The organism is Bartonella sp. AD328YNZD, from assembly GCF_042196425.1.
In genome coordinates this window covers 1-1,490 of the sequence record NZ_JBHIQG010000475.1, presented here as the reverse complement: position 1 = coordinate 1,490, position 1,490 = coordinate 1, and the positions used below count along the sequence as shown (strand labels likewise).

The window sequence follows — 1,490 nt, the reverse complement described above, 5'->3', positions numbered from 1 at the left end:
ATGAACCACGAGGTCATGAATCTTTTCAATCCTCAAGCGCCAGCGCAGACATTTGACTCTATTCGTATTTCTATTGCAAGTCCTGAGAAAATTTTGTCCTGGTCGTATGGTGAGATTAAGAAGCCTGAGACGATTAATTATCGGACTTTTAAACCAGAGCGTGATGGTCTTTTTTGTGCACGTATATTTGGCCCTATTAAGGACTATGAATGTTTATGTGGCAAATATAAACGCATGAAATATAAGGGCATTATTTGTGAAAAATGTGGTGTAGAGGTTACTCTTTCGCGCGTACGTCGTGAGCGTATGGGGCATATTGAGCTTGCGGCGCCTGTTGCGCATATATGGTTTCTTAAATCATTACCAGGTCGTATTTCTACACTTTTAGATTTGACTTTAAAAGATATTGAGCGGGTTCTTTATTTTGAGAATTATATTGTAACTGAACCAGGGTTGACATCTCTTAAGCTCTACCAGCTTCTTTCTGAAGAAGAATATATGCTTGCTATTGATGAGTTTGGAGAAGATCAATTTACAGCTATGATTGGCGCTGAAGCTATTTACGAGCTTTTAGCTGGTATGGAGTTAGATAAAATTGCCAATGATTTGCGTCTCGAATTAGCTGAAACGACTTCAGAGTTAAAGCAGAAAAAATTGATTAAACGACTTAAGATCGTTGAAAATTTTCTTGAATCTGGGAATAAGCCAGAGTGGATGATTATGAAAACAATTCCGGTTATTCCACCGGATTTACGTCCATTGGTTCCACTTGATGGTGGGCGTTTTGCGACATCAGATCTGAATGATCTTTATCGACGTGTTATTAATCGTAATAACCGCTTGAAACGGCTTATTGAATTGCGTGCTCCTGGAATTATCGTGCGCAATGAAAAGCGTATGGTGCAAGAAGCTGTTGATGCATTGTTTGATAATGGACGGCGCGGGCGTGTGATTACTGGAGCCAATAAACGTCCGTTAAAATCTCTTTCAGATATGTTAAAGGGTAAGCAAGGGCGTTTTCGTCAAAACTTACTTGGAAAGCGTGTTGATTACTCGGGACGTTCTGTTATCGTGACAGGTCCTGAATTAAAATTACATCAATGTGGTCTTCCTAAAAAAATGGCTCTTGAATTATTTAAGCCATTTATTTATGCGCGCCTTGATGCGAAGGGATATTCCTCAACTGTAAAACAAGCAAAAAAGCTTGTTGAAAAGGAGCATCCAGAAGTTTGGGATATCTTGGATGAGGTTATTCGTGAACATCCTGTTTTGCTCAATCGTGCGCCAACATTGCACCGCTTGGGGATTCAGGCTTTTGAACCTATCTTGATTGAAGGAAAAGCTATCCAGCTTCATCCGCTGGTGTGCACTGCTTTTAATGCAGATTTTGATGGAGATCAGATGGCGGTTCACGTTCCGCTTTCTCTTGAAGCACAGCTTGAAGCCCGTGTTTTAATGATGTCAACCAATAATATTCTTCATCCAGCTAA

The 1,490-nt window shown here is 40.1% G+C and carries 1 pseudogene; it reads left to right on the top strand.

Annotated elements, in window-relative coordinates:
- Nucleotides 1–1,490, top strand: a pseudogene (locus tag ACFIO3_RS15785) (DNA-directed RNA polymerase subunit beta'); the annotation flags it as partial.